The 4,027-nt window shown below is 60.8% G+C and carries 1 protein-coding gene; it reads left to right on the forward strand.

The annotated features are described in order from the left end of the window. Positions 1-14: 14 nt before the first annotated feature. Positions 15-4,027: beta strand repeat-containing protein (locus AC1D06_RS42070; RefSeq protein WP_477991452.1), on the forward strand; the 4,013-nt coding region annotated here is incomplete at its 3' end.

A 4,027-nucleotide genomic window follows, 5' to 3' on the forward strand; every position in this document is an offset into this window, starting at 1 on the left:
TGTGGACCTATGTCATGAACGATGCCCATGACGAGTTCAAGGCGGGTCATGACTATACCGACAGCATCACGGTGACCACGGCTGATGGCACCTCCCAGGTGATCACGGTCACCATCCATGGCACCAATGATGCAGCCGTGATCGGCGGCAGCAGCACGCAGTCGCTCACTGAAAGTGATGTGGCGCAGAACACCGGCGGCAAGCTGGATGCCAGCGATGTCGACAGCTCGGCGCTGTTCACGGCTCAGACCGACGTCGATGGCAGCAATGGCTTCGGCAAGTTCACCATCGCGGCCGATGGCACCTGGACCTATGTCATGAACGATGCCCATGACGAGTTCAAAGCCGGCCATGACTATACCGACAGCATCACGGTGACCACGGCTGATGGCACCTCCCAGGTGATCACGGTCACCATCCATGGCACCAATGATGCCGCGGTGATCGGCGGCAGCAGCACGCAGTCGCTCACTGAAAGTGATGTGGCGCAGAACACCGGCGGCAAGCTGGATGCCAGCGATGTCGACAGCTCGGCGCTGTTCACGGCTCAGACCGATGTCGATGGCAGCCATGGCTATGGCAAGTTCTCGATCGCCGCCGATGGCACCTGGACCTATGTCATGAACGACGCCCATGACGAGTTCAAGGCGGGTCATGACTACACCGACAGCATCACCGTCACCACCGCCGACGGCACCAGCCAGGTGATCACCGTCACCATCCACGGCACCAATGATGCCGCGGTGATCGGTGGCAGCAGCACCCAGGAACTGACGGAGAGCGACACCGCCCAGAACACCGGCGGCAAGCTTGATGCTTCCGACGTCGACAGCTCGGCCGCCTTCGATGTGCAGACGGATGTCGATGGCAGCCACGGCTTCGGCAAGTTCTCGATCGCCGCCGACGGCACCTGGACCTATGTCATGAACGACGCCCATGACGAGTTCAAGGCAGGCCATGACTATACCGACAGCATCACCGTCACCACCGCCGACGGCACCAGCCAGGTGATCACGGTCACCATTCACGGCACCAACGATGCCGCGGTGATCTCCGGCACAAGCACACAGGAACTGACGGAGACGGATTCGGCTCAAAACACTGGCGGCAAGCTTGATGCTTCCGATGTCGACAGCTCTGCCGCCTTCGATGTGCAGACCGACGTCGATGGCAGCAATGGCTTCGGCAAGTTCTCGATCGCCGCCGACGGCACCTGGACTTATGTCATGAACGATGCTCATGACGAGTTCAAGGCAGGCCACGACTACACCGACAGCATCACCGTCACCACCGCCGACGGCACCAGCCAGGTGATCACCGTCACTATCCACGGCACCAATGATGCCGCGGTGATCGGCGGCAGCAGCACCCAGGAACTGACGGAGAGCGACACCGCCCAGAACACCGGCGGCAAGCTTGATGCTTCCGACGTCGACAGCTCTGCCGCCTTCGATGTGCAGACGGATGTCGATGGCAGCCACGGCTTCGGCAAGTTCTCGATCGCCGCCGATGGCACCTGGACCTATGTCATGAACGACGCCCATGACGAGTTCAAGGCGGGGCATGACTATACCGACAGCATCACCGTGACCACGGCGGACGGCACCAGCCAGGTGATCACCGTCACCATTCACGGCACCAATGATGCGGCCCTCATCACAGGAACGAGCACCCAGGAACTGACTGAGACCGACGCTGCCCAGAACACTGGTGGCAAGCTCGATGCTTCCGACGTCGACAGCTCTGCCGCCTTCGATGTGCAGACGGATGTCGATGGCAGCCACGGCTTCGGCAAGTTCACCATCGCCGCTGACGGCACCTGGACTTATGTCATGAACGATGCCCATGATGAGTTCAAGGCGGGTCATGACTATACCGACAGCATCACGGTGACCACCGCCGACGGCACCAGCCAGGTGATCACCGTTACCATCCACGGCACCAATGATGCCGCTGTGATCAGCGCCGGTGGCGACACAGGCACTGTGACCGAAGACTCTCCCGCCAATCCAATCCAAGGCGATCTCAACAACACCGATGCCGACAACGCCAACGATCAGTGGACTGCCACAACCATTTCCGGCGATGATCATTACGGCACGCTGACGATGGATGCGGCTGGTAAGTGGAGCTACCAGCTCGACAACAGCAATACGGCCGTCAATGCGCTCAACGTCAACGACCACCTGACCGACACATTCAYCGTCCAGACGGCAGATGGTCAGGATAAGGTGATCACCATTACCATCGATGGCGCCAACGATGCTGCCGTCATCACCGGCACGGCGACGCAGCAACTCAACGAAAATGATGTCGCCCAGAACACCGGCGGCAAACTGAGCGCCACTGATGTCGACAGCTCCGCCAACTTCGTCGCACAGAGCAATGTCGCCGGCAATCACAACTATGGCACGTTCACCATTCTCGCTGACGGCACCTGGACCTATGCGATGAACGATGCCCATGACGAGTTCGTCGGCGGCCAGGATTACACCGACAGCATTACCGTGGCCACGGCGGACGGTACCACGCAGGTGATCACGGTCACCATCCACGGCACCAACGATGCCGCCGTGATCACCGGCACGGCCACGCAAACACTCACCGAAAGCGATGTCGCCCAGAACACCGGCGGCAAACTGAGCGCCACCGACGTCGACAGCTCGGCGCTGTTCACGGCACAGAGCAATGTCGCGGGCAATCACAACTATGGCACGTTCACCATTCTTGCCGATGGCACCTGGACCTACACCATGAACAGTGCCCATAACGAGTTCGCGGCCGGCCAGGATTATACCGAYAGCATCACCGTGGCGACGGCCGACGGCACCACSCAGGTGCTGACCGTCACCATCCATGGCASCAAYGATGCAGCGGTGATCACCGGYACGGYCACGCAGKCGCTCASCGAAAGCRATGTYGCCCAGAATACCGGCGGCAAGCTCGATGCCACCGATGTCGACAGCTCTGCCAACTTCGTTGCACAGAGCAATGTCGCCGGCAATCACAACTACGGCACATTCACGATCCTCGCTGACGGCACCTGGACCTACGCGATGAACGACGCTCATAACGAGTTCGTCGGCGGTCAGGATTACACCGACAGCATTACCGTGGCCACAGCGGATGGTACCACGCAGGTGATCACCGTCACGATCCATGGCACCAATGATGCCGCCGTGATCACCGGCACGGCCACGCAGCAACTCACCGAAAGCGATGTGGCGCAGAATACCGGCGGCAAGCTGAGCGCCACCGATGTCGACAGTTCGGCGCTGTTCACGGCACAGAGCAATGTCGCGGGCAATCACAACTACGGCACGTTCACCATCCTCGCCGATGGCACCTGGACCTACGCCATGAACGGTGCCCATAACGAGTTCGCGGCCGGCCAGGATTATACCGACAGCATCACCGTGGCCACGGCCGACGGCACCACGCAGGTGCTCACGGTCACCATTCACGGTACCAATGATGCGGCGGTGATCACCGGCACGGCCACGCAGTCGCTCACCGAAAGCGATGTCGCCCAGAATGCCGGCGGTAAGCTTAGCGCCACTGACGTCGACAGCTCCACCAACTTCGTCCCGCAGAGCGGCGTTGCCGGCAATCACAACTACGGCACGTTCACGATCCTCGCCGACGGCACCTGGACCTACGCGATGAACGGCGCCCATAACGAGTTCGTCGGCGGCCAGGACTACACCGACAGCATCACTGTGGCCACAGCGGACGGTACCACCCAGGTGATCACCGTCACCATCCATGGCACCAATGACGCGGCGGTGATCACCGGCACAGCGACGCAGCAACTCACCGAAAGCGATGTGGCGCAGAATACCGGCGGCAAGCTGAGCGCCACCGATGTCGACAGTTCGGCGCTGTTCACGGCACAGAGCAATGTCGCGGGCAATCACAACTATGGCACGTTCACCATCCTCGCCGACGGCACCTGGACCTACGCGATGAACGGTGCCCATAACGAGTTCGCGGCCGGCCAGGATTATACCGACAGCATCACTGTGGC

The organism is Rhizobium sp. P2_G2, from assembly GCF_056403555.1.